This is a genomic window from Marinobacter bryozoorum (genome assembly GCF_023156245.1).
Taxonomy (GTDB): Bacteria; Pseudomonadota; Gammaproteobacteria; order Pseudomonadales; family Oleiphilaceae; genus Marinobacter; species Marinobacter bryozoorum.
In genome coordinates this window covers 1-24,992 of record NZ_JAKZAH010000030.1, presented here as the reverse complement: position 1 = coordinate 24,992, position 24,992 = coordinate 1, and the positions used below count along the sequence as shown (strand labels likewise).

The 24,992-nt window shown below is 60.2% G+C and carries 23 protein-coding genes; 8 read left to right on the top strand and 15 right to left on the bottom strand.

The features are described from left to right. Positions 1-14: 14 nt before the first annotated feature. Both MLC59_RS14545 and MLC59_RS14540 read left to right on the top strand, forming a co-directional pair. Positions 15-347 carry a Na+/H+ antiporter subunit G gene (locus MLC59_RS14545; RefSeq protein WP_248235655.1) on the top strand — a complete coding sequence of 111 codons (333 nt, stop codon included), beginning with the start codon at positions 15-17 and terminating at the stop codon, positions 345-347. Between the two features lie 138 nt (positions 348-485). Further along, positions 486-2,132, top strand: a complete 1,647-nt coding sequence (locus tag MLC59_RS14540) for a fatty acid--CoA ligase (protein WP_248235511.1) — start codon at positions 486-488, stop codon at positions 2,130-2,132. 78 nt (positions 2,133-2,210) lie between these two features. Here the strand turns inward: MLC59_RS14540 and MLC59_RS14535 are convergent, their stop codons facing one another. Then, positions 2,211-3,197 carry a glutathione S-transferase family protein gene (locus MLC59_RS14535; protein WP_248235508.1) on the bottom strand — a complete coding sequence of 329 codons (987 nt, stop codon included), beginning with the start codon at positions 3,195-3,197 and terminating at the stop codon, positions 2,211-2,213. 336 nt (positions 3,198-3,533) lie between these two features. Here MLC59_RS14535 and MLC59_RS14530 point away from each other — a divergent pair, with 336 nt between their 5' ends. Further along, the gene (locus tag MLC59_RS14530) at positions 3,534-4,463 is read left to right on the top strand and encodes a LysR family transcriptional regulator (RefSeq protein ID WP_248235505.1); all 930 of its coding nucleotides are present in this window, start codon (positions 3,534-3,536) and stop codon (positions 4,461-4,463) included. On the opposite strand, the gene MLC59_RS14525 is transcribed toward MLC59_RS14530, so the two are convergent. Next, entirely contained in the window at positions 4,460-5,176 is a 717-nt protein-coding gene (locus tag MLC59_RS14525) for a DUF2057 family protein (RefSeq protein ID WP_248235502.1), read from the bottom strand. The genes MLC59_RS14530 and MLC59_RS14525 overlap by 4 nt on opposite strands. 4 nt (positions 5,177-5,180) lie before the next feature. Further along, on the bottom strand, positions 5,181-5,408 hold the full coding sequence (locus MLC59_RS14520) for a hypothetical protein (RefSeq protein WP_143066595.1): 228 nt from the start codon (positions 5,406-5,408) through the stop codon (positions 5,181-5,183). Between the two features lie 63 nt (positions 5,409-5,471). Between MLC59_RS14520 and MLC59_RS14515 the strand changes: the two genes are divergently transcribed. Next, on the top strand, positions 5,472-5,684 hold the full coding sequence (locus MLC59_RS14515) for a DUF6316 family protein (protein WP_091851363.1): 213 nt from the start codon (positions 5,472-5,474) through the stop codon (positions 5,682-5,684). A 55-nt stretch (positions 5,685-5,739) separates the two neighbouring features. On the opposite strand, the gene MLC59_RS14510 is transcribed toward MLC59_RS14515, so the two are convergent. The 8 genes from MLC59_RS14510 to glyA form a co-directional block, all read right to left on the bottom strand. After that, on the bottom strand, positions 5,740-6,264 hold the full coding sequence (locus tag MLC59_RS14510) for a phosphatidylglycerophosphatase A family protein (protein WP_091851360.1): 525 nt from the start codon (positions 6,262-6,264) through the stop codon (positions 5,740-5,742). A 12-nt stretch (positions 6,265-6,276) separates the two neighbouring features. Then, on the bottom strand, positions 6,277-7,224 hold the full coding sequence (gene thiL / locus MLC59_RS14505) for a thiamine-phosphate kinase (RefSeq protein ID WP_091851357.1): 948 nt from the start codon (positions 7,222-7,224) through the stop codon (positions 6,277-6,279). Positions 7,225-7,233: 9 nt separating this feature from the next. Next, positions 7,234-7,719 carry a transcription antitermination factor NusB gene (gene nusB / locus MLC59_RS14500; RefSeq protein WP_091851355.1) on the bottom strand — a complete coding sequence of 162 codons (486 nt, stop codon included), beginning with the start codon at positions 7,717-7,719 and terminating at the stop codon, positions 7,234-7,236. After that, positions 7,719-8,195, bottom strand: coding sequence for a 6,7-dimethyl-8-ribityllumazine synthase (ribH, locus tag MLC59_RS14495; protein WP_091851352.1), 477 nt, complete (start codon positions 8,193-8,195; stop codon positions 7,719-7,721). Before ribH ends, nusB begins: the two co-directional genes overlap by 1 nt. A gap of 60 nt (positions 8,196-8,255) precedes the next feature. Then, entirely contained in the window at positions 8,256-9,374 is a 1,119-nt protein-coding gene (gene ribBA, locus MLC59_RS14490) for a bifunctional 3,4-dihydroxy-2-butanone-4-phosphate synthase/GTP cyclohydrolase II (RefSeq protein WP_091851349.1), read from the bottom strand. Between the two features lie 68 nt (positions 9,375-9,442). Further along, positions 9,443-10,588 (bottom strand): bifunctional diaminohydroxyphosphoribosylaminopyrimidine deaminase/5-amino-6-(5-phosphoribosylamino)uracil reductase RibD, encoded by a 1,146-nt coding sequence (ribD, locus tag MLC59_RS14485; RefSeq protein ID WP_248235500.1) that lies wholly within the window; start codon positions 10,586-10,588, stop codon positions 9,443-9,445. Next, entirely contained in the window at positions 10,585-11,097 is a 513-nt protein-coding gene (nrdR, locus tag MLC59_RS14480; protein ID WP_091851343.1) for a transcriptional regulator NrdR, read from the bottom strand. Before nrdR ends, ribD begins: the two co-directional genes overlap by 4 nt. Before the next feature lie 66 nt (positions 11,098-11,163). Then, complete coding sequence (glyA, locus tag MLC59_RS14475) at positions 11,164-12,420, bottom strand: serine hydroxymethyltransferase (RefSeq protein WP_248235497.1); 1,257 nt, start codon at positions 12,418-12,420, stop codon at positions 11,164-11,166. Here glyA and MLC59_RS14470 point away from each other — a divergent pair. From MLC59_RS14470 to MLC59_RS14455, 4 genes are all read left to right on the top strand, one after another. Continuing rightward, positions 12,419-13,009, top strand: coding sequence for a hypothetical protein (locus MLC59_RS14470; protein WP_248235494.1), 591 nt, complete (start codon positions 12,419-12,421; stop codon positions 13,007-13,009). The genes glyA and MLC59_RS14470 overlap by 2 nt on opposite strands. Beyond that, positions 12,985-14,646 carry an energy-dependent translational throttle protein EttA gene (ettA, locus tag MLC59_RS14465; protein ID WP_091851336.1) on the top strand — a complete coding sequence of 554 codons (1,662 nt, stop codon included), beginning with the start codon at positions 12,985-12,987 and terminating at the stop codon, positions 14,644-14,646. Before MLC59_RS14470 ends, ettA begins: the two co-directional genes overlap by 25 nt. Before the next feature lie 145 nt (positions 14,647-14,791). After that, positions 14,792-16,171: a DNA repair protein RadA gene (radA, locus tag MLC59_RS14460; RefSeq protein WP_248235492.1), complete on the top strand. Its 1,380-nt coding sequence runs from the start codon at positions 14,792-14,794 to the stop codon at positions 16,169-16,171. Positions 16,172-16,607: 436 nt separating this feature from the next. Continuing rightward, positions 16,608-16,976: a PilZ domain-containing protein gene (locus MLC59_RS14455; RefSeq protein ID WP_091851330.1), complete on the top strand. Its 369-nt coding sequence runs from the start codon at positions 16,608-16,610 to the stop codon at positions 16,974-16,976. 288 nt (positions 16,977-17,264) lie between these two features. On the opposite strand, the gene hemE is transcribed toward MLC59_RS14455, so the two are convergent. The 4 genes from hemE to MLC59_RS14435 all read right to left on the bottom strand — a co-directional run. After that, positions 17,265-18,329: a uroporphyrinogen decarboxylase gene (hemE, locus tag MLC59_RS14450; RefSeq protein ID WP_091851327.1), complete on the bottom strand. Its 1,065-nt coding sequence runs from the start codon at positions 18,327-18,329 to the stop codon at positions 17,265-17,267. Between the two features lie 165 nt (positions 18,330-18,494). Beyond that, positions 18,495-19,913 (bottom strand): FAD-dependent oxidoreductase, encoded by a 1,419-nt coding sequence (locus MLC59_RS14445; protein ID WP_248235456.1) that lies wholly within the window; start codon positions 19,911-19,913, stop codon positions 18,495-18,497. A 76-nt stretch (positions 19,914-19,989) separates the two neighbouring features. Beyond that, entirely contained in the window at positions 19,990-24,441 is a 4,452-nt protein-coding gene (gltB, locus tag MLC59_RS14440) for a glutamate synthase large subunit (RefSeq protein ID WP_248235451.1), read from the bottom strand. Between the two features lie 176 nt (positions 24,442-24,617). Continuing rightward, positions 24,618-24,992 (bottom strand): SPOR domain-containing protein (locus MLC59_RS14435; protein ID WP_248235449.1); only part of this gene is annotated, 375 nt, incomplete at its 5' end.

Here is a 24,992-nt window from a genome sequence, read left to right as displayed (position 1 = left end):
TGATCATGGAAAACCTGCCTTTCGTCGCCGAACTGGTGATCAGCTTTCTGCTGGTCTCCGGCGGTTTCTTCAGCCTGGTCGGGGCCCTGGGCCTGACCAGGCTTCCGGATTTCTATGCCCGGCTCCATGGCCCCACCAAGGCCACCACCCTTGGCGTGGGCAGCGTGGTGATTGCTTCGATGGTGTACTTCACCCTGAAAACCGGCGAAGTAGCCATCGCCGAGGTACTGATTACCCTTTTCCTGTTCCTGACCGCACCCGTCAGCGCGAATATCCTGGCAAAGGCCGCCATGCATCAGCAGGTTGACTGCATGAAGGGTACGCGTGGACAGCCCTGGAGCCAGTAAGGTCACACAGGCTCCCAACTTTGAAACAATAACGAGGGCAGCACCCTAAATTGACGTAACCGGTTCCCGTAAAGGACCGGTTATGGCAGATTATTGCCCCCTGAATTCCACAATAATGCCAAACAAGAGGTCGCAACGATGGCAAATACAAAGATAATTCCCTCCGCTCCAAACGCCTACGAGTACCCGCTGCTGATCAAGAACCTGCTGGCATCCGGTCCGCGTTATAACCCGGACCAGGAAATCGTCTATGCCAATCGCAGCAAGTACACCTATACCGACCTGGTGGACCGGATCCACCGCCTGGCCAACGCCCTGACCGACGCCGGTGTCGGACCCGGTGACGTGGTCGCCGTGATGGACTGGGACACCCCCAGGTACCTGGAGTGTTTCTTCGCCATTCCCATGATCGGTGCGGTGCTGCATACCGTGAACGTGCGCCTGTCGCCGGAGCAGATCGTCTACACCATGAACCATGCGGAAGATCACACCGTGCTGGTACATGACGATTTCGTGCCGCTGCTGGAGCAGGTCAGTGACCAGCTCACCACCGTCAAGGGCTATATCCAGCTGACGGACGAGAGCGAAGCCCGCTCCACCTCACTGAGCACCGTTGGCGAGTACGAAGCCCTGCTGGCGAAGGCCGACAACCACTTCGACTTCCCGGACTTTGACGAGAACAGCGTCGCCACCACGTTCTACACCACCGGTACCACCGGCAACCCCAAGGGCGTGTTCTTCAGCCATCGCCAGCTGGTACTGCACACCATGGCCCAGCTTGGTAGCCTCGCAGCCAGCGATGAAATGCCCTTCATGCGGTCCAATACCGTGTATATGCCGGTTACCCCCATGTTCCATGTCCATGCCTGGGGTGTGCCCTACGCCGCCACCATGCTGGGCATCAAGCAGGTCTACCCGGGCCGCTACGAGCCGGAACTGCTTGTCGACCTGATCAAGGAACACAAGGTCACCTTCTCCCACTGCGTGCCCACCATCATGCAGATGATGCTGGCCACCGAGTCCATCAAGACCGCTGACCTGAGCAATTGGCACGTGCTGATCGGTGGCAGCGCCATGACCGAAGGCCTGTGCCGCACCGGCGCCAAGTTGGGCATTCGCATGTACACCGGCTACGGCATGTCCGAGACCTGCCCGCTGCTGGCCTCCACCCGTCTGAAACCGGAAGACCTGGAGCTGCCCCTGGAAGAGCAGGCACCCCGGCGCATCCGCACCGGCGTGGCGGTACCCATGGTGCACATCGAGATCGTGGACCCGGAAGGCAACCCCCTGCCCCACGATGGCGAAACCAAGGGTGAGCTGGTATGCCGTGCGCCCTGGCTGACCCAGGGCTACTTCAAGGAGCCGGAAAAGGGCGAGGCCCTGTGGGAAGGCGGCTGGCTGCACACCGGCGATGTAGCCAGTATCGACCCGGACTCCACCATCCAGATCAGGGACCGCATCAAGGATGTGATCAAGACCGGTGGTGAGTGGCTGTCGTCCCTGGACCTGGAGAACATGATCAGCCAGCATCCGGCGGTGAACGCCACTGCCGTGGTCGGGGTACCGGACGAGAAATGGGGTGAGCGCCCCCACGCCCTGGTACAACTGATTCCCGGGCAGGAAGCCACCCTTGAGGATCTGCAGAATCACCTCAAGCAGTTCGTGGACTCCGGCGAAATCAACAAGTGGGCGATTCCGGAGCAGATTGACTTTGTCGACGACATTCCGAAAACCAGTGTCGGCAAGATCAACAAGAAGCTGATCCGGGATCAGCTGGAATCCTGATCATTCAGGATAGCCAGTAAGAACAAAGCCCGCCTCCGGATTCGAGGGCGGGCTTTTTTGTCCTGATCCGATGGCGTTTTAGTCCAGAAGATCTCGCCCGTGCGGGCCATCAAGGGACAGTTCCGGCCCCACCGGGACGATCTGGGTGGGGTTGATGGTGCGCTGGCTCACGTAGTAATGGCGTTTGATCTGGTCGATATCCACCGTCTCTGCCACACCCGGTACCTGGTAAAGGTCCTTCAGGTAGTCTGAAAGCACCGGGAAGTCCGCAATGCGTTGCCGGTTGCACTTGAAGTGGCTGAAGTACACTGCGTCAAACCGGATCAGTGTAGTGAACAGTCGCCAGTCCGCCTCGGTCAGCTGGCTTCCTGTCAGGTAACGCTGGCCAGTCAACCGCTCCTCCAGCCAGTCAAGCGAATCAAACAGCTCGCCATAGGCCTGCTCGTACTTGTCCTGTGCCGTGGCAAACCCGGCCTTGTACACCCCGTTGTTTACCGTGTGATAGACCCGCTCGTTGACCCCATTGATTTCCTCTCTAAGCCCTTCCGGGTAGAAATCCAGGTCTGCTCGCACGCCATCGAGATGATCAAACGCGCTGTTGAACATGCGGATGATGTCTGCCGACTCGTTGCTGACAATGGTTTCCCGCTGGCGATCCCACAGGGTGGGAACCGTTACCCGGCCACTGTAATCGGGAGCCGCACGGGTGTAGACCTCATGGAGAAAGCGGGCACCGTGAACATGATCCCTGTGTTGTTCACTTTCGGGGCGGAACTCCCAGCCGTTTTCCACCATGTCCGGATGTACTACGGAGACCGAAATATGCTTCTCCAGCCCCTTCAGTTTACGGAAGATCAGGGTCCTGTGCGCCCACGGACAGGCCATGGACACATACAGATGATAGCGACCGGATTCCGCCGGGAACCCGCCTTCGCCGTCAGCCCCGGCCGAACCGTCGGGAGTGACCCAATTACGGAACCGCGCTGCTTCCCGCTCGAACTTGCCACCAGTCTTGTCGGTGTCGTACCACTGGTCGTGCCATTTGCCGTCTACCAGTAATCCCATCGTTGCTACCCCTATTTCGGTTTTAGCCACGGAACCCACGGAAGAACACGGAAAAACACGGAAAAACAAAAAGATAAGGAAAATATCGGCCACGAAATCCACTAAACCCACGAAATAAAACCAGCAACTCAAAGTCTTACGGGAAGCTCCGGGCCTGTCGTTTCGTGGATTTAGTGGATTTCGTGGCTAAAATCCTTTCATTCTTTCTTTTTCTTTCCGTGTCCTTCCGTGGATTCCGTGGCTGAAAAAGTCATTAACCAATAGCAGACAGCTTAGCCACCACCCTGCTACGCTCCAAGCAAGCAATTCTGGCCATCACCTTCAGATAATTCGATCATGCATACAGCCATTACCATCGACGCCCTGAAAGTCCTCGACGCCATTGACCGCAAAGGCAGCTTTGCCGGCGCTGCCGGTGAACTGTTCCGGGTGCCTTCCGCCATCAGCTATACCGTCCAGAAGCTGGAAGAGGACCTGGACGTGGAAATCTTTGACCGCAGCGGTCATCGTGCCACCCTGACACCAGCGGGGCGCTATCTGCTCAATGAGGGACGGGCGTTACTGGAAGCTACCGAGACCCTGGCTCACACCACGCGCCAGGTCGCCCAGGGCTGGGAAACCCGGCTACGAATAGGATTCAACTCGTTGTTGCCCGCGGAAGCCCAGTTTCCCACAATCCGTGAGTTCTACGAGTTGGGTTTGCCGGTGGAAGTGCAGCTGGTCGAAGAGGTGTTTGCTGGCACCTGGGACGCCCTGCAAAGCCGCAGGATAGACCTGGCCATTGGCGCCGACCAGGTGAGCCGGCCAGCCGGGGCCTTTACCACCCGAAGCCTGGGGCGGGTCCCCTTCGTGTTCGCCGTTTCAGCACACCACCCGCTGGTCAGCCAGCAGGGAACGCTCAGCGAACGGGACATCGCCCGCTATCCAGCCGCCGTGGCAGCGGACAGCTCACGGAACCTGCCGCCAGGCAGTGCCGGTATCTTCCGGCGCCAGCAGACCCTGACGGTGTCAAATATCGATCAGAAGATCGCACTGCAGGAAGCAGGTCTAGGAGTGGGCTGGCTGCCACGACACCGGATCCGTAGACAGCTGGAAGAAGGCTCGCTGGTGATCTGTGAGGTGGAGCTGCCCAGGGATCCGATACCGGTGCATATTGCACGGCGAAACGACGAACAGGGCAAGGCACTGGAATGGTTCTGGGAGAGGCTCAGCCAGCCCGGGGTGTACCGGGACTGGCTGGATACCGGGGAAACGCCAGAGGGTTAGTCAAACGCCCAACGCAGGAACTCACGCTTTTCATCACCGCTGGCGCGCTCCCAGAGCATCTTGAGGGCTTCCAGGGTTTCAACACGGGAACCCGGACCACTCTGGCCACCCTGATAGACCGGCGCCGGCTGACCGGCCTGGGGAGAATATGGCTGCGACGGAGTCACCACCTGGGCAGGCCTGGCCATTTGCGGCTGTTGTGGATAACCTTCGAATGGCTGTGACCGGGCCACGGTGCCGCCACCGGCGGCAAGGACTGCAACACTGAAGTCAGCAGCCAAACGCTCGGCTTCCCGGCGATTATTCACCTCAGGGATATCGAAGCGGTACTCCTGGCCAGCACGGGCATCAATCACTACCTGCTGCGGCCCGGTCTCCACCACATGGACAGCCGATTCACCGTCCTGGACCACGCCGCTCTTGGCCCATATGGTCTTGTGGGTAAACACGACGATGTTTTGCCCCGGTTGCAACTCATAGTCCAGCGCCAGGTCTTCCAGCAGGAAATTACCCACTTCACGACCGTTCACCTCCTGGACCTTGATGGTGGATGGCGCTTTCAGTACCGCGACACCGCCAATCGACGAACCGCCGTCGTAGGTTTTGACCCGTGACACCCCGGTAGAGCTACAGCCAGCGATAGCGAAGATTGCCAGCACGACGGTGAGCTGTCTCAGCCCGACAGGGGAAAGCTTTTTCAGCCTTGCAAACATTCGGTCATTCTCCATGGGTGGCTTTCAGGCAAGGGTCACCGGTGGCCTTTCCGGTGCCCACAATGTCAATGCAGGCATTCTGACCACTGCTCCGGCCTTGCGCAAGTGTGTGATCCAAAACGCTGGACTGGTCGAATTGTAAAAAAGTGTTGAATTCGGCAGAAAATGGGTTAGCTTTATGCAATGCGCCTTCAAAAAGCTGTTTGCCAAGGCTATTGGTGGCTCGGGTCACGAACAGGGTAATTTCTCCGGCGCATGGCTAAACCTGTCCACAGGCAAGTAGTAGGAGGCAACGATGGATACCAACATTCGCACAGGCGAATCCGGCCCAACGCCGTTCCGCAGCAGCCGTTTCTTCTGTGTGGGCGGCAAATGGTACTTTACCACCCGGGAAGGGTTCGACAGTGGCCCCTTTGCAACACGGGAAAGGGCGGAAATCGGCCTCAAGCGGTTCCTTCATGTCATCAACATGCTACCGGCAGAGTCGCGCGAAATGCGGATTCACTGAGATAGCTCAGGACATAAACCTTGGCCAGGGACGAGCCAGGTCCTCCCCTCTTTCACTATAACAGCCCGGGCATCAGCCAGAGTTCGGCTGCCCAGACAACAGCCAGCGCCATCACTGCCGCCAGCACATCGTCGACCATGATTCCGAACCCGCCGGGGGCCCGCTCGTCCACCCAGCTGATGGGCCATGGCTTCCAGACATCAAACAGGCGGAACGCGACAAAGCACAGTAAAACCCCGTACCAGGTCTCCGGGAAGAACCCCAGCACGACCCACATACCCACAAACTCGTCCCAGACGATACCGCCATGGTCGTGCACTTTCAGCGACCGTGACGTGTAACCGCACAGCCAGACACCCGCCAGGAACGCCGCCAGTACGACACTCCAGTAAACCGGTTCAGGCAGCTGGGCGATGGGATACCACATGGGTATGGCTGCCAGGCTTCCCCATGTGCCCGGCGCCCGGGGTACGGCACCACTACCGAAGCCAAAGGCAGCAAGGTGCGCCGGATTGCGCAAAAAGCCCGGCGGCAGGATAAGAACCGGTTCCTCGGTCGACTCCTGGTAATTCTCGCTCATGGAAGCGTCCGTTTATTCTGTCTTGAAGTGATCGTAACCGGTGCCGGTGGTTAACAATTCCCTGGCGCCATCGGGGTGTTGCAGGTAAAGGCCCTCAGCACTGCGGATCTCCCCGATAACGTGGAGACTCTTTGAAACGTCGCCCGGTAGCATGGGCAGGGCCGGGGATGGCAGGGTGACGCAAAGCTGATAGTCATCCCCACCATACAACGCCTGTTCGAGGCTGGCTTCGGCAATCCCATAGCGCCGGGGTATTGCTGCGGCCTCCAGCCAGGCGCCCACCCCGGAAGCTTCCAGGATATGCCCCAGGTCTGCCGCCAGGCCATCCGAAATATCAATGGCTGCAGAGGCAACGCCGCGAAGGCGACGGCCTGTATCGATCTTCGGTACGGGACGATGGTAACAATCCAGGAGAGGGCTTACCGAACTGGGCGGTTGCGGATCATCCAGCCATTCCAGCGCTGCTGCTGCGCCACCAAGGGGGCCGGTTACAGCCACCAGGTCGCCCGGGCGCGCACCACTACGCAGAATACCCTGCCCTTCCGGCACAACACCATGGACCTGCAACGTAAGGGTCAATGGTCCGCGGGTGATGTCGCCCCCCGCCAGGGCAACTCCAAATGCCAGGGAGGCCTCCCGCAGCCCGGATACCAGGGCAGCAACCCAGGCTTCGTCCGCGTCAGGCAGCGTCAGGGCCAGGGTGTAACATACCGGGTCAGCCCCCATGGCCGCCAGGTCACTGACTGCAACAGCCAGCGCCCGCCAGCCAAGGCGGGCGGGATCGTATTGACCGGGAAAATGCACCCCCTCGACAAGGGTATCTACCGAGAACACCAGGTCATGCCCGGCGGGCACCCGTTGGATGGCGCAATCATCACCGGGGCCGAGCAGCACGCCTTCTTGTCGGGTGATCTCAGCCAGCGGCCGGAACAGACGGCCGATCAGCTCGAACTCACCCATCGCAGACGATCAACCCTGCCGCGAACGGGTTTCCGCCAGGCGCAGACGCTGGCTGAGCTTGTCCAGCAGGCTGTTGACGAACTTGTGTCCCTCAGTACCGCCGAAACGCTTGGCCAGTTCAATGCCCTCGTTGATGACCACCCGGTAGGGCACATCAATACGGCTCTTGAGCTCATAGGCACCCAGGCGAACGATCGCCAGTTCGATCGGGTCCACCTCCGCCAGTGAGCGATCCAGGAACGGCTCAATCAGGCGGTCCAGCTCGGCCTGTTCCCGGTGCACACCGCGAATGAGGTCCCGGAAGTAGGCTGAATCCACCTTGCTCATGTCATTGTCGACCATGAACTCGGCTTCAATATCGCTGATCGGGCTCTTGCTGAAATGCCTGTGGTACAGGGCCTGCAGTGCAAGGGCCCGGGCCCGCCGGCGATCGCCGGCCCTGGGCTGACCGGAGGGGGCCGGCTCAGACGGGTTGGCAGTATCCTGTTCGCTCATCACTCACCCAGCTTGTTGAACAGGCTGACCATCTCCAGCGCGGTGATGGCGGCTTCTGCGCCCTTGTTGCCGGCCTTGGTGCCGGAGCGCTCAATAGCCTGCTCGATGGAGTCCACCGTCAGTACACCGAAGGTCACCGGTACATCGGTTTCCAGGCTGACGGCGCCCAGGCCACTGGAGGCCTCACCGGCCACATAGTCAAAGTGCGGTGTTCCACCACGGATGACCGCGCCCAGGGCGATGATCGCGCTGTAATCACCGGTTTCGGCTACCCGCTTCACCGCCAGTGGCATTTCATAGGCACCCGGCACACGGACGATGGTAATGTCATCGTCGGCGATGCCGTGACGCCGCAGTGTATCCACCGCGCCTTCTACCAGGCTTTCCACTACAAAACCGTTGAACCGGCCCACTACCAGCGCATAGCGCCCGCTGCACTGCCGGAAATCACCTTCAATTACCTTGATATCTGCCATTCTCTATCCCGTACCGGGGCCTGTGCCCCGCTGTCTGTGGATTCGTGATTCCGACGACACTCAGTCGCCGGTATAGGGTACGTATTCCACCACTTCCAGGTCGAACCCGGAAATGGCGGAGAACTTGATCGGTGCGCTCAACAGGCGCATCTGGCCAACGCCGCAATCCCGCAGGATCTGCGAGCCCGTGCCAACGGTGAAGTAGACGCCGGAGCTGCCACCCTTGCCCGCCTTGGCGGGGCCTTCCCCGAAGAACTCGTGAATGCGGTCTTCAAGGTTGTAGCTGTCTTCGGCGCTGTTAAGCAGCACCACCACACCCTTGCCCTCTTCTGCCACCTTTTCCATGGCGTGGTGCAGGGGCCAGCTGTGGGAGCCCTTACGCCGGGCACCCAGAAGGTCGCGAAGGGTGTCAGTGACGTGGACCCGCACCAGGGTGGGCTCGTCGGCCTTCACATCACCCATTACCAGGGCCAGGTGCGTGGCACCCTGGATGCTGTCCTTGTAGGTACGCAGGCTGAACACGCCGTATTCGGTGTCCAGGTCGTACTCTTCCACGCACTCGATGGTACGCTCGTTCATGGTGCGGTAGTGGATCAGGTCGGCGATGGTACCGATCTTGAGGCCATGCTGCTGCGCGAACTTTTCCAGGTCCTGGCGGCGGGCCATGGAACCATCATCGTTCATGATCTCACAGATCACACCGGCCGGCTCGCAACCTGCCAGGGCTGCCAGGTCGCAGGAAGCCTCGGTATGGCCAGCCCGGCTCAATACACCACCCGGATCCGACATCAACGGGAAGATATGGCCAGGTTGCACCAGGTCGGAGGCCTTCGCGTTACGGGCTACAGCCGCCTGAACGGTGCGGGCACGGTCCGCAGCGGAGATACCGGTGGTCACACCGACGGCCGCCTCGATAGACAGGGTGAACTTGGTGCCGAAACCGGAATGATTGCTCTGGACCATGAGCGGCAGCCCCAGCTGCTCGCAACGCTGCCGGGTCATAGGCATACAGATCAGGCCACGGCCGAAACGGGCCATGAAGTTGATGGCTTCCGGCGTGCAGTGCTCTGCCGCCATCACCAGGTCGCCCTCGTTTTCCCGGTCTTCATCATCCATCAGGATCACCATCTTGCCCTGACGAATATCCTCGATGATCTCTTCAACGCTGTTCAGTGCCATAGTTTCCACAACCTCCCGGCAAATCGGTCAGATCGCCGCGGTGTTAATGCATGGGTCTGCCGAAGAGTTCAGTCAACGGCAGAGAGATTCGGCGCGAGCACCTTGGGCGTCAGTATTAGCCGGGTATCCACCCCCAACTGGCGACGATCGGTGACCAGCCATTCAATTTTTTCACACATGTCGTTAAAGGGCAGCCTTGCGGTAGGCCGGCCTTCACTGCCCAGGAAAATGGGCGCCTGGTAGAGCCAGAGTTCGTCCACCAGTCCTTCCACGATAAAGCCCCCCGCCAGGGTCGGCCCCGCTTCCACCAGCAATTCATTAACGCCAAGCTCGCCCAGCCGGTCCAGCAACTGCCCGAGGTTGACCCCGCTGTCCTGCCAGCCTACGCCATTCAGTGTTACACCAAGGGCCGACAGATCCTGTGCCGGACCCGTGGACAAGGCCTCCTCAGAACAGAACAGATGTACATCACCACCCTGGAGGATTTTCGCCGTCGGGGGCGTGCGGGCGTCCCGGTCGGCAATCAATCGCAGGGGCTGCCGCGATGGCTCGGTGGCCTGACCAATATTCCCCAGCTCATTGCGTCGCACGGTCAGGGAGGGGTCATCCACCAACACCGTGTTGACCCCGGTAAGGATCGCATCACTCATGGCCCGCAGCCGTTGTACATCGCTGCGGGACTCCGCCCCGGTGATCCACTTGCTCTCGCCCGAGGCCATGGCGGTGCGGCCATCCAGGCTTGAGGCAATCTTGAGTCGAACCCAGGGCCGCCCGGAGCGCATGCGCTTGAGAAAACCCGGGTTCAGCTTTGCCGCCTCTTCCCGCAGCACCCCGTCCTTGACCCGGATACCGGCGTCCCGCAACTGCTGCAGGCCCCGCCCGGAGACGGTGGGATTGGGGTCTTCACTGGCCACCACTACCCGGGCCACGCCGGCATCAATCAGCGCCCGGGAACAGGGCGGCGTTCGACCGAAGTGGCTGCAGGGTTCCAGGGTCACATAGGCGGTCGCGCCCCGGGCATCCGGGCCCGCCTGGCTCAGGGCCCGCACTTCAGCATGGGCCTCTCCGGCGCGTTCGTGCCAACCCTCTCCCAGCACCAGGTCGCCACGGGCGATCACGCAGCCTACGCGGGGATTGGGATGGGTCGAATAACGACCGCGCCAGGCCAGTTGTATGGCCCGGGCCATCAGAGCGGTGTCCTGAGCGGGTGTCATGAAGAACCTTTCGATGTATCCCGGTCAGCCAGGGCCCTGGCCACATCCGCCGGGTCGGCGCCATCCGACAGCCGCTCGATTTCCTCCTTGAATTCGTTGACGTCCTGGAAGCTGCGATAAACCGATGCAAAGCGTACGTAGGCCACCTTGTCCAACTGACGCAACTCGGTCATCACCTCTTCCCCGAGGGTCATGGACTTCACTTCCCGCTCGCCGGTCGCCCTCAGCCGATATTTGATACGGTTAAGGGCGGCGTCAATCTGCTCGATACCGACCGGACGCTTTTCCAGTGCCTTCATCAAACCGGCCCGCAGCTTTTCCTCGTCGAAGGGCTGGCGGGTGCCGTCCTGTTTGACCACCCGGGGCATTACCAGCTCGGCACTCTCGAAGGTAGTGAACCGCTCACGACAGGACAGGCACTCCCTGCGGCGACGTACCTGATCACCCTCGGCCACCAGCCGGGAGTCGATCACCTTGGTATCGGCTTCACCACAGAAAGGACAATGCATAATCGGACGCTCCGAAAGAAACAGGCCGCCGGATCAACCAGCGGCCGGGCAGGTTTCCTGCCGTTGTTAGCCGGCGTAGACCGGGAACCGGGCACACACCGCTTCAACCTGTCCACGAACCCGCTCAATGGTGGCCTCGTCTTCCAGGTTGTCGAGGATATCGCACATCCAGCCTGCCAGGTCCCGGCATTCACTCTCACCGAAGCCGCGGGTGGTTACCGCCGGGGTACCGATCCGCAGACCGGACGTCACGAATGGTGAACGCGGGTCGTTGGGAACCGCGTTCTTGTTGACGGTGATATGGGCGCGACCCAGGGCGGCGTCTGCGTCCTTACCGGTAATGTCCTGCTTGATCAGGCTGACCAGGAACAGGTGATTTTTGGTGCCACCGGAAACCACGTCATAGCCGCGCTCGATGAACACCTCAGCCATGGCGGCGGCGTTCTTGACCACCTGCTGCTGGTAAGTCTTGAAGTCATCACTCATGGCTTCCTTGAAGCACACAGCCTTGGCCGCAATGACGTGCATCAGCGGACCGCCCTGACCACCCGGGAACACGGCCGAGTTCAGCTTTTTCTGCAGGCCTTCATCATCGCAGGCCAGGATCAGGCCACCACGGGGACCGCGCAGTGTCTTGTGGGTAGTGGTCGCCACCACATGTGCATAGGGAACCGGGTCCGGATAGACGCCGGCGGCTACCAGGCCAGCCACATGGGCCATGTCCACAAACAGGTAGGCACCCACCTTGTCGGCGATCTCACGGAAGCGGGCAAAGTCCAGCTCCTGCGAGTAGGCGGAGAAGCCGGCAATGATCATCTTCGGCTTGTGCTCGACCGCCATCGCTTCAACCTCATCGTAATCGATCAGGCCGGTCTCGTTATTGATGCCATACTGCACGGCGTTATAGATCTTGCCGGAGAAGTTGACGGTAGCACCGTGGGTCAGGTGACCGCCGTGGGCCAGGCTCATACCCAGTACCGTGTCACCCGGCTTGAGCAGTGCCATGAATACGGCAGAGTTGGCCTGGGATCCGGAATGGGGCTGCACGTTGGCGTAAGCCGCGCCGAACAGCTCTTTGGCACGGGAGATGGCCAGTTCCTCGGCGATATCGACAAACTCGCAGCCACCGTAGTAGCGCTTGCCGGGGTAACCTTCGGCGTATTTGTTGGTCAGCACACTACCCTGGGCTTCCATCACCCGCGGGCTGGTGTAGTTTTCAGACGCGATCAGCTCGATGTGCGCTTCCTGGCGCTGCTCTTCTGCCTGCATGGCGTTCCACAGTTCGTCATCGAAACCGGCGATTTTCATATCACGATTAAACATGGATGTGCTGCCCCTGTCTGTATGGCTGGCCCTGAAGCGCATCCGCGCCACCGGAACCCCTGAAAAATTGGGCCGCTATTCTATCCCGAAAGCGGGTGGAAAATCATCCTTTATACCGTCCGCAGATACCGGCACGCGGGGCTATTCCGCTCTGCGTCAATTGCTATCCCCAATAGGTTTAGATACCTTACGGGGTTCTGATTTCCAGCAGGCGACGTTCTGGCCTGCATTAAAGCTTTTTGCCACCGAAGAACACGCCCTTCGACAGGCTCAGGGCGAACGCAAAGATCGACAGGCTCAGGGCGAACACAAAAACCTGGATGTGGTTTTCCCACGAAATCCACGAAATCCACGAAATCCACGAAATCCACGAAATCCACGAAATCCACGAAAGGATGCGAAAGGGAAAGACGAAACAGTCGCGTCTTTCAGTCAATCAACGGACTATTTCGTGTTCTTTCGTGGATTTCGTGGCAAAAGAGTCTTTGAGTTGCCCGCTCGCCCTGAGCCTGTCGAAGGGCCGTGGATTCCGTGGCAAACCAGTATAAAGAGGACACAGCCAACATGGCCCAATACGTTTATACCATGAACCGCGTGGGCAAGGTGGTTCCGCCCAAGCGCGAGATTCTCAAAGACATTTCCCTGAGCTTCTTCCCCGGCGCCAAGATCGGTGTACTGGGCCTGAACGGCGCCGGTAAGTCTACCCTGCTGCGTATTATGGCCGGCGTAGACCAGGATTACATCGGCGAAGCCCGCCCCCAGCCCGGTATCAAGGTGGGTTACCTGCCCCAGGAGCCTGAGCTGGACGAAGAGAAAACCGTCAAGGAAATCGTGGACGAGTCCGTTTCCCATGTTCATGAAGCCCTGGCGGAACTGGACAAGGTATACGCCGCGTACGCGGAGCCGGATGCGGATTTCGACGAGCTGGCCAAGAAGCAGGGTGAGCTTGAAGCCATTGTGCAGGCCACCGACGGCCACGACATCGAGCGCAAGATGGAAGTGGCGGCCGACGCCCTGCGTCTTCCGCCGTGGGACCAGAAGGTCAAGGTGCTCTCCGGTGGTGAGCGTCGCCGGGTAGCCCTGTGCCGCCTGCTGCTCTCTGGCCCGGATATGCTGCTGCTGGACGAGCCCACCAACCACCTGGACGCGGAATCCGTGGCCTGGCTGGAGCGCTTCCTGCACGACTACGATGGCACTGTCGTGGCTATTACCCACGACCGCTACTTCCTCGACAACGTGGCCGGCTGGATCCTGGAACTGGACCGCGGCCACGGTATTCCGTTCGAAGGCAACTACAGCCAGTGGCTGGAGAACAAGGAAAAGCGCCTGGAGATGGAATCCAAGCAGGAGGCCTCCCACCAGAAGGCCATCAAGCAGGAACTGGAGTGGGTTCGCAGCAATGCCAAGGGCCGTCAGTCCAAGAGCAAGGCCCGCCTGGCCCGCTTCGAGGAGATGAGTTCCCAGGAATTCCAGAAACGCAACGAAACCAACGAACTGTACATTCCACCGGGTCCCCGCCTGGGCAACAAGGTCATTGAGGTGAATGGCATCAGCAAGTCCTTCGGTGATCGCCTTCTTTACGAGGACGTGTCCTTCAGCGTTCCACCGGGTGCCATTGTCGGCATCATCGGTGGTAACGGTGCCGGCAAATCCACCCTGTTCAAGATGATTGGCGGTTACGACAAGCCAGATTCCGGTGAGATCGAGATTGGCGAAACCGTGGAACTGGCCTACGTGGACCAGATGCGTGACCTGGACGGCAGCAACACTGTGTGGGAAGAGCTGTCCGACGGCCAGGACATCATCAAGGTGGGCAACTACGAGACTCCGTCCCGGGCCTATGTTGGCCGCTTTAACTTCAAGGGTACCGACCAGCAGAAGCGGGTTGGCGACCTTTCCGGTGGTGAACGTAACCGCCTGCACCTTGCCAAGCTGCTGAAACAGGGCGGTAACGTACTGCTGCTGGACGAACCCACCAACGACCTGGACGTGGAAACCCTGCGCGCCCTGGAAGAAGCGCTGCTGAACTTCCCCGGCTCCGCGCTGGTCATCTCCCACGACCGCTGGTTCCTGGACCGGGTAGCCACCCACATCCTGGCGTTCGAAGATGACGGCGATGTGGTGTACTTCGAAGGCAACTTCACCGAATACGATGAAGACTTCAAGAAGCGCAAGGGGGACTCTGCCATGCAGCCCAAGCGCATGAAGTACAAGAAGCTGGCGTAAGCTCAAACTTCATAGCTGCCTGCCCCACCCTCATCCCCTCTCCCCTCAAGGGAGAGCGGAGTCTGAAAGACACTCCGGAGTGAGCCCCTCTCCCCCTGGCGGGAGAGGGGTTGGGGTGAGGGGGCGATCCAGTAAGGATTCACCCATGGCAAAATCCAAGACAGCCTTCGTATGCACCGAGTGCGGTGCTGACTATTCCAAGTGGCAGGGCCAGTGCGGCGCCTGCCATGGCTGGAACACCATCAGCGAAGTTCGCGGTGTCGGCGGCAGCAGCACCAGGGGTGCCCGCGGCGCCCGCTTCGAAGGCTTCGCCGGCAGCCTGTCGGCGGTGCAAAGCCTTGATAAAGTGAGCCTTGCGGAACAGCCCCGCATCAGCACCGGCATGCAGGAGTTCGACCGGGTGCTGGGCGGCGGCCTGGTGGAAGGCTCTGCCGTGCTGATGGGTGGCCATCCGGGCGCCGGTAAAAGTACGTTGCTGCTGCAGGCGGTATGCCACTTGGCCGAGAAGACTCCGGCACTGTATGTCACCGGCGAGGAATCCCTGCAACAGGTGGCCATGCGTGCCAAGCGCCTTGGGGTTCCCACCGGGGACCTGAAAATGCTGTCGGAAACCAGCGTGGAGCGACTCCTGCAGGTAGCGGAAGCCGAGAAGCCGAAGATCCTGGTAGTGGACAGTATCCAGGTGATGCACGTAGCCGATATCGAGTCGGCACCGGGCTCTGTCTCCCAGGTGCGGGAAAGCGCCGCTTACCTGACCCGCTTCGCCAAGCAGACCGGCACCATCCTCTTCCTGGTGGGCCATGTCACCAAGGATGGCAGCCTGGCCGGCCCCAAGGTGCTGGAGCATATGATCGACTGTTCCATCCTTCTGGAAGGCTCCAGCGACAGCCGCTACCGCACCCTGCGGGGCATCAAGAACCGCTTCGGCGCAGTCAATGAGCTGGGTGTGTTCGCCATGCTGGAACAGGGCCTGAAAGAGGTGAAGAACCCCAGCGCCATTTTCCTGAACCGTGGCGAGGAGGCGGCACCGGGCAGCGTGGTGATGGTAGTCTGGGAAGGCACCCGACCCATGCTGGTGGAGATCCAGGCACTGGTGGATATGGCCCAGGGCAGTTATCCGCGCCGGGTAGCAGTGGGCCTGGACCAGAACCGGCTGGCCATGCTGCTGGCGGTGCTGCACCGTCATGGCGGCATGCATGTGGCGGATCAGGATGTGTTTGTGAATGTGGTGGGCGGCGTCAAGGTCGCCGAGACCAGCGCTGACCTGGCCCTGCTGGCGGCAATAGTTTCGTCCTTCCGCGACCGCGCCCTGCCCCAGGATCTGGTAATTTTTGGTGAGGTGGGCCTGTCCGGCGAGATTCGCCCGGTGCCTTCCGGGCAGGAGCGCATCTACGAAGCCGCCAAGCACGGGTTTACCCGGGCACTGGTTCCCAAGGCCAATGCACCCCGCAAGGCCATTGAGGGGATGAAGGTGATTCCGGTTACCAAACTCAGTGAGGCGTTGTCGGCTCTTGAGGAGCTTTGATTGGTCCTGGCACCCCAGCCTTGGATGTGGGGTGTACTGGATCGGTCAGGCGTCCCCAGACGCGCTGTGAACACTTCCGCTTGGAACTCGACTGCGTAAGTAGCCTGAATGGCTTGGTGCCTGGGTGCCAGGCCGATAATCTCTGCCCGGACGACCTCTTTGCAGGTCTCGGCAGGATCAGTAGCCTAAAAGGCGCGGTGCCGGGGCCACCGGGCAGAGAACACTTTTCCGGACACGCCGTGAATCCATCCATGGAGGCTCTTCAAAAACGTCCCTGTTTTTGAAGGTCCGGAAAAGTTTTCTCAACCCGATGTCCCTCTAACCTCTGGCGTTATCGCCAACCATGGCTACTCATTGCTGGTAAGGACCTCAGTGGATTCAGTAGCTCCGGAGGTCTATAGTCGAGAAGACAACAACGATGGCCCGGAGTGATGGCATGGCCGAGAAAGAACCAGAGAAACGCCGTTTTCAACGAATTTCGTTCGATGCACCATGCGAGCTTTACTGGCAGGACGATGTTCAAACTGCAGAGGTTTTGGATATTTCGCTGAAGGGTGCCCTGGTGAGTCGGCCGCCGGGCTGGGCAGCATCTGAAGGTGAACCCTGCGAATTGACGGTCCACCTGAACGACCATGAAAGCGCCATTGTGATGGCGGTTACCCTGCGCCATATCGAGCCAGATCGGCTAGGCTTCAAGATCGAATATATAGACCTGGAGAGCGCTGCCCACCTCAAACGCTTGGTCGAATTGAATCTGGGAGACCAAGCCTTGTTGGATCGCGAACTAAACCACCTCATGGAATAATTTCGCGATATCTCCGACGTTAGAGGGACATCGGGTTGAGAACACTTTTCCGGACCTTCAAAAACAGGGACGTTTTTGAAGAGCCTCCATGGATGGATCCACGGCGTGTCCGGAAAAGTGTTATCGGCCCGGTGGCCCAAGCACCCCACCTTCAGGCTACTAACACTGGTGAAATCTGCAAAGAGGTACATGCAGACCTGTCCAGCAAAAGGGTTACCGCCCAGACACCAAGCCATTCAGGCTACTAACCACACCCAGGCTAGGGTACAAAGAGTCGAACACAAACCCCTAGCGATGATACTCCCCACTCAACTCGACAACCGCCTCAATAAACGCCCCGGCATGCTCCGGATCCACATCCGGTGTAATACCGTGGCCGAGATTGAAGATGTGACCAGGCCCTGAGCCGTAGCGCTTCAGGATATCGGCCACCTCCTGGCGAATCCGCTCCTTCGGCGCATACAACATTGCCGGGTCCATGTTGCCCTGCAGGGCTACCCGGTCGCCGACACGGGCGCGGGCGTTGCCGATATCCGTGGTCCAGTCCAGCCCCAGGGCATCGGCCCCGGACTCCGCCATGGACTCCAGCCACTGACCGCCGTTCTTGGTAAAGATAATCAGCGGCACCCGGCGACCGTCGTTCTCGCGGATCAGGCCATCGGCGATCTTCTTCATATAGGCCAGAGAGAACTCCTGGTAGGCCCAACTGCTGAGCACCCCACCCCAGGTATCGAAAATCTGCACCGCCTGGGCGCCCGCCCGGATCTGGCCGTTCAGATAATCGATCACCGAGTCCGCCAGGTGGTCCAGCAACCGGTGCATGACGTCAGGCTGGCCGTACATCAGCTTCTTCGCTTCCGAGAAGGTCTTGGAAGAGCCACCCTCGATCATGTACGTCGCCAGGGTCCACGGACTGCCGGAGAAGCCAATCAGGGGCACGCGGCCGTTCAGTGCGCCACGAATGGTGGAAACCGCGTTCATGACGTAGTCCAGGTCTACTTCGGCCTTCAAATTCGGCAAAGCGGCAACGTCGGCTTCGGAGCGGATCACATTACGGAACTTGGGGCCTTCGCCGGTTTCGAAGTACAGCCCAAGACCCAGGGCGTCAGGGATCGTCAGGATGTCCGAGAACAGGATCGCCGCATCCAGCGGAAAACGCTCAAGGGGCTGCAGGGTGACTTCGCAGGCCAGCGGTGTGTTCTTGCACAGGCTGAGGAAGTCCCCGGCCTTGGCCCGGGTCGCGCGGTATTCCGGAAGGTAACGACCGGCCTGGCGCATCATCCAGACGGGGGTGCGGTCTACGGGCTGGCGCATGAGGGCGCGGAGGAAGCGGTCGTTCTGCAGTTCGCTCATATCGGGTCCTGATCTTCGGAGTCTGACTGGCCAGGCAAAACCGGGTCAGCCGGTTTTCCACTGGTCATGATGCGCGCAATGATAACGCGTTTGCGACAATAAAAAAGGGCAGCCACCGGAATGGTGCTGCCCTTTTGATACGGATCAGCCGTTAATTGGACTGTCTTACAGGTCCAGGTAATCCAGGATACCCTCGGCAGCCTGGCGGCCTTCCCAGATCGCGGTGACCACGAGGTCAGAACCTCTCACCATATCGCCGCCGGCGAAGATCTTGGGATTGGAGGTCTGGAAAGCAAACTCCGACTCCTCCGGTGCGTTGACCCGGCCGGAATCGTCGGTGTCCACTTTCAGCTCGCTGAACCAGTCCGCCGGGCTCGGGCGGAAACCGAATGCCACCAGCACCGCGTCAGCGGGAATAACTTCCTCACTACCAGGCACCACTTCCGGGCGACGACGGCCATTTTCGTCTGGCTCGCCCAGCTGGGTCTGGACCACCTTCACGCCTTCCACCCGGTCTTCACCGATGATGGCAATAGGCTGACGGTTGAACAGGAACTTCACACCCTCTTCCTTGGCATTGGCCACCTCCCGGCGGGAACCAGGCATGTTAGCCTCGTCCCGACGATAGGCGCAGGTAACGCTGGCGGCTTGCTGTCGAATGGAAGTTCGGTTGCAGTCCATAGCGGTGTCACCACCACCGAGGACAACCACCCGCTTGCCTTTCACATCGATGAACTCGCCGGCGTCCTTTTCGAAGCCCAGGCGACGGTTCACGTTGGAAACCAGGAACGGCAGGGCGTCGTAAACCCCTGGCAGGTCTTCACCAGGGAAGCCACCCTTCATATAGGTGTAGGTGCCCATGCCCATGAATACGGCGTCATATTCATCAATGATGTCCTGCAACTGGATGTCCTTGCCCACCTCGGTTTCAAGCCGGAACTCCACGCCCATTTCCTCGAACACCTTGCGACGACGGGTCATGACCGTCTTTTCAAGCTTGAACTCGGGGATGCCGAAGGTCAGCAGGCCGCCGATTTCCGGGTAACGGTCAAAAACCACGGGCTTGACGCCATTGCGCACGAGGATATCAGCACAGCCCAGGCCTGCCGGACCTGCACCAATAACAGCCACCTTTTTGTCCGTCCACTTGACGTCAGACAGGTCTGGCTTCCAGCCAAGGGCAAAGGCCGTGTCGGTGATGTACTTTTCCACCGAGCCGATGGTCACGGCGCCATAACCGTCATTCAGGGTACAGGCACCCTCACACAGGCGATCCTGGGGGCAGACGCGACCACAGACTTCCGGCAGGGAGTTGGTCTGATGACACAGTTCCACCGCCCGCATGATGTTGCCTTCCGACACCAGCTTGAGCCAGTTCGGGATGTAGTTGTGGACCGGACACTTCCACTCGCAGTATGGATTGCCGCACTCCAGGCAACGGTGAGCCTGGCTGCTGGCGTCCGCCGGCTTGAACTGATAGTAGATCTCGCCGAAGTTCTTGCGGCGCTTGCTGGCGGGCACCTTCTTCGGGTCAACCCGCCCAACCTGGACAAACTGGAAATCGTTGTTCAGTCGTTCATTCATGGTGATGCTCTCATCATCTTAATTTCGACGCGCCGACCCGACTTGGACGGGTCGGCGAAAAACCTTGTCCCGGCGCTTACTCCGGGCGGGCCCTGGTGCTGGCCAGCAGGGTCTTCAGGCTGGCAGCCTTTGGCTTGACCAGCCAGAAACGGCCTACGTAGTCGTCGAAATTCTCCAGAAGGTGGCTTGCCCACTCGCTTGCCGTTTCCGTCACGTGCTCGCGGATCACACTCCGCAGGTAGTTACGGTAGGGCTCCATGTCTTCCCGGGAGATACGCTGGATCTCTACTAGCTCATGGTTATATTTATCCACGAAGGTGTTGGACTGGTCCAGCACATAGGCAAAGCCACCGGTCATACCGGCACCGAAGTTATACCCGGTATTGCCAAGTACCGCGACCATGCCGCCGGTCATATACTCACAACCGTGATCACCAACGCCTTCCACTACCGCATGGGCACCGGAGTTACGAACACCAAACCGTTCACCTGCGGTACCGGCAGCAAACAGCTTGCCGCCGGTAGCACCGTACAGGCAGGTGTTACCGATGATGGCGGTTTCCTGGGACTGGAAGGTGCTCACCCGCGGCGGGCGCACCACCAGCTTGCCGCCGGTCATGCCCTTGCCCACATAGTCGTTGGCATCGCCTTCCAGCACCAGGTTCAGGCCTGCGACGTTCCACACACCGAAGCTCTGGCCAGCGGTGCCTTTCAGGTCCAGGGTGATGGGTGCATCGGCCATGCCCTGGTTGCCATGAAGAGCGGCGATCTCACCAGACAAGCGGGCACCAATGGAACGGTCACAGTTGGTGACCTTGTAGCTCCATGCACCGCCGGATTTCTCCACAATGGCATTACGGATATCCTTGACCATCTGCTCTGCCAGCGCGCCCTCGTCAAACGGGGTGTTACGCTCCACCTGGCAGGTTTGCGGCTTGTCGGCCGGGATATGGTCATTACTGACCAGGCGACTCAGGTCCAGGCGCTTCTGGCGCTCGGTGTCGCCCGGCAGGCGCTCCAGCAGGTCAACGCGACCCACCAGTTCCTCCAGGCTGCGAACGCCCAGCTTCGCCATCCATTCGCGAGTTTCCTCCGCCACGAAGCGGAAGAAGTTCATGGCCATTTCCACGGTACCCTTGAAGTGCTCCTCCCGCAGGTAGTCGTCCTGGGTGGCCACACCGGTGGCGCAGTTGTTCAGATGACAGATACGTAGGTACTTGCAGCCCAGTGCGACCATGGGGGTGGTCCCGAAACCAAAGCTCTCGGCACCGAGAATGGCGCCTTTGACCACGTCCAGGCCAGTTTTGATGCCACCATCAGTCTGCAGGCGGATCTTGCCCCGCAAATCATTGGCCCGGAGGGCCTGCTGGGTTTCGCTCAGACCAAGCTCCCAGGGGGAGCCCGCGTAGCGGATAGACGTCAGCGGGCTGGCCGCAGTACCGCCGTCGTAGCCGGATACCGTGATCAGGTCCGCATAGGCCTTGGCAACACCCGCGGCGATCGTACCAACACCGGGCTCCGACACCAGCTTGACTGACACCAGCGCCTCCGGGTTCACCTGCTTGAGGTCAAAGATCAGCTGCGCCAGGTCCTCGATGGAGTAGATGTCGTGATGCGGCGGCGGTGAAATCAGGGTCACCCCGGGCACCGAGTAGCGCAACCGTGCGATCAGGGCGTTCACCTTGCCACCAGGCAACTGGCCACCTTCACCGGGCTTGGCACCCTGGGCCACCTTGATCTGCATAACGTCTGCGCTACGCAGGTATTCCGCCGTGACACCAAAGCGCCCAGAGGCTACCTGCTTGATCTTGGAGCGACGCTCGGTACCGTAGCGGGCCGGGTCTTCACCGCCCTCACCGGAGTTCGAGCGACCACCCAGGGTATTCATGGCCATGGCCAGGGCTTCGTGGGCCTCCGGCGACAGGGCCCCCAGGGACATGGCGGCGGAATCGAAACGGGGGAAGATCTTTTCCACCGGTTCTACTTCCGACAGGTCAATGGGCTGGATGCCGTCCCGGAATCCGAACAGGTCCCGCAGGGTTGCTACGGGTCGGTTATTCACCAGGCCAGCGTACTCCTGGTACTGGCCGTAATCACCGCTGGTCACCGCATCCTGCAGGGTACGCACCACATCCGGGTTGAAGGCATGGTACTCCTGGCCGTGCACATACTTGAGCAGGCCACCCTGGGTGATGGGCTTGCGACGCTTCCAGGCGGTGGCCGCCAGTTGTTCCTGGTCCTGCTGGAAGTCATAGAAGGCTGCACCCTGGATGCGACTGGGTACACCCCGGAAGCAAAGGTCCACGACCTCACCGGCAATACCAATGGCCTCGAACAGCTGTGCCCCCCGGTAAGAGGTAATGGTGGAGATCCCCATCTTGGACAGGATCTTCAGCAGGCCCTTGTTGATGCCCTTGCGGTAATTGTTCTTGGCGTCGATGGGGTCCATCAGCATCTCGCCGGTACGGATCAGGTCGTTGATTACCTGGTAGGCCAGATACGGGTAGACGGCGGTGGCGCCAAAGCCAAACAGCACGGCAAAGTGGTGCGGATCCCGCGCCCAGCCGGTCTCTACAATGATATTGGAGTCGCAGCGCAGCCCCTGACGTACCAGGTGGTGATGCACGGCACCGGTGGCCATCAGGCTGTTAACGGGCAGCTCACCCTGCTTGAGATCCTTGTCGGACAGGATCAGCAACACCTTGCCGTCATCGCGAACGGCTTTCTCCGCCGCATCGCAGATATCACGGATGCCATTCTCGAGACCACGCTCGGGGCTGTAGCTGAGGCGGATTTTCGCTACCTCAAAGCCGGGACGCTCATTCCCCTCGATACGCAGGAACTTCGCCGGGGAAAGCACCGGCGTGGTCAGGATCACCCGGTTGGCATGCTCGGGGCCTTCTTCGAATACGTTCCGCTCGGCGCCAAGACAGGTCTCCAGGGACATGACAACCGCTTCCCGCAGCGGGTCGATGGCCGGGTTGGTGACCTGGGCGAACTTCTGGCGGAAGTAGTCCGCCACATGGCGAACCTTGCTGGACAGAACTGCCATGGGCGTATCATCCCCCATGGAGCCCACCGCCTCCTGGCCGCTCTCAGCCAGCGGACGCAGCACCTGGTCACGCTCCTCGTAGGTGACCATGTACATCTTCTGGTGTACCTGCAGCTCGTCGTTGTCCATCAGGCGAAACTCCGGTGTATCAGAGTTCAGTGTGGACTCAACCCGCAGGGCATTTTCCCGCAGCCACTTCTTGTAGGGCTGGGCGCTCTTGAGGCGCTTGTCGATATCCTGGGTGTGCAGTACTTCGCCACTTTCGGTGTCCACGGCCAGCATCTGGCCAGGTCCGACACGACCCTTGGCGACGACGTCCTCCGGCTCGTAGTGGTAGGTACCAATCTCGGAAGCCAGGGTGATGAAGTCGTCCTTGGTGACCACCCACCGGGCCGGCCGCAGACCGTTACGGTCCAGCATACAGACGGCATAGCGGCCGTCGGACAGAACCAGCCCGGCCGGGCCATCCCAGGGCTCCATATGCATGGAGTTGTATTCGTAGAACGCCCGCAACTCGGAGTCCATGGTGTCCACGTTCTGCCAGGCAGGCGGAATCATCATCCGTGCCGCCCGGAACAGGTCCACACCACCGGCCAGCAACACTTCCAGCATGTTGTCCATAGAGGACGAGTCCGAGCCAGTCAGGTTGACCAGCGGCTGCAGGGTCTGCAGATCCGGCAACTCCGGCGAGCTGAACTTGGCCGCCCGGGCAATGGCCCAGTTGCGGTTACCATCGATGGTATTGATTTCACCATTATGGGCCAGCAGGCGGAACGGCTGGGCCAGGGGCCACCTCGGCATGGTATTGGTAGAGAACCGCTGGTGGAACACGCAGATAGCGGTTTCCAGGTCCGGGTCGCCCAGATCCTGGTAGAAGTTGGCCAGGTCAGCGGGCATCATCAGGCCCTTGTAGGCCAGGGTCCGGTGGGACAGGCTGCAGATGTAGAACTCATCGTCATCGGCCATGTCCCGCTCGGCATGGCGCCGGCCTACGAACAGGCTGATACCGAAGTCCCTCTCGTTCTTGCCACCCGGCTCCACAAAGACCTGCTCAATACGCGGCAGGCAGTCCAGGGCCATGGGCCCCAGGCAGCTGCTGTCGGTGGGCACTTCTCGCCAGCCCATGATTTCCAGGCCCTGCTCCACCAGGCGCTTCTCTACCGCCTGCCGTCCGGCCGCCGCGCGGGCTTCGTCCGGAGCTAAAAAAACCTGGCCAACTGCAAAGAGGTCGCCAGGTTTTTTTCCGAATGCTGCTTCTGCAGCTTTATTGAGGAAGGCCTTGGGGCTCTGGATCAGAAGCCCACAACCATCGCCTGTCTTGCCATCTGCCGCGATGCCCCCCCTGTGTGTCATACAAGTCAGGGACTCGATAGCGGTTTGCAACAGTTTATGGCTTGCCTCGCCCTTCATGTGGGCGATCAGGCCGAAACCACAGTTGTCCCGGAACTCGCCGGGATGATACAAGCCTGTTGTCATAAGCGTTCTCTCGCGTGTAAAAGCTTTCATATCAGCCCCTTGCGCACCACGATAGTGCAAAAATTGAGCCGACACCGAAAAAAAGGGGGAAGGGATTCTACACACGTAAAACTACGTAGACAACTTTTTCCTGGCTCCCTGGACTTTATCGCAACTTCCTGCACCAGTTCGGTGCGTCAGATGTCGCTGAAAGCCCTCACCCAGGAGTCACTGACCCCCAAGCTGTCCGGGAGACGGCCGGCCGCCGACCTGGCAGCATCCCGGGTAGGATACTGTCCATAAACCAGCATAAACCATGGCTGCCCATTACGCTCGCCCAGGGTATAGGAAAGCGCCTCATTATCCGGAGCGCGGGCAATGATATTGGCGATCGTCTGCTCCTGGTTGCCGGCCACCAACTGCAGCGTCCAGCCCTCACGTTTTCTGAGGGACTCCAGGGACACAAACCGCTCAGGTAACGCCGGAGAGAAGGTGGGCTCTGGCTCTGGCTCTGGCTCTGGCTCTGGCTCTGGCTCTGGCTCTGGCTCTGGCTCTGGCTCTGGCTCTGGCTC